Origin of the sequence: Gordonia polyisoprenivorans NBRC 16320 = JCM 10675, assembly GCF_000241325.1 — a bacterium.
GTDB lineage: Bacteria > Actinomycetota > Actinomycetes > Mycobacteriales > Mycobacteriaceae > Gordonia > Gordonia polyisoprenivorans.
The window spans coordinates 1-319 of sequence record NZ_BAEI01000101.1 but is presented as its reverse complement, the minus strand read 5'-3'; the positions used below and the strand labels follow the sequence as shown (position 1 = coordinate 319).

The following is a 319-nucleotide window of genomic DNA, read 5'->3' as shown; positions in this document are numbered from 1 at the left end:
TGCGAGTCGACTCGCCTCTGGTGGTGTGGCCGAGTGGTGAGGCAACGGCCTGCAAAGCCGTGCACACGGGTTCGATTCCCGTCGCCACCTCCACCACCAATTTCATATCCCGCGCGATTAGCTCAGTGGGAGAGCGCTTCCCTGACACGGAAGAGGTCACAAGTTCAATCCTTGTATCGCGCACCACGAGAAGCCCGCCGGAACCCCGGCGGGTTTTCTTCGTCCCGACTCTTTTCGCCTGCGCATTTGGCGTATCGGCGAACGATCGGAACTACTGGTTGCGCAGCACGTCGCGAGTGGCCTGGTCCACTCGACGAGC

General features: G+C 61.4%; 2 tRNA genes. Both read left to right on the top strand.

The features are described 5' to 3' along the window. The first annotated feature begins 19 nt into the window (after positions 1-19). Positions 20-93, top strand: a tRNA-Cys gene (locus GOPIP_RS27700). 18 nt (positions 94-111) lie between these two features. Beyond that, a tRNA-Val gene (locus GOPIP_RS27695) sits at positions 112-186 on the top strand. Positions 187-319: the final 133 nt, after the last annotated feature.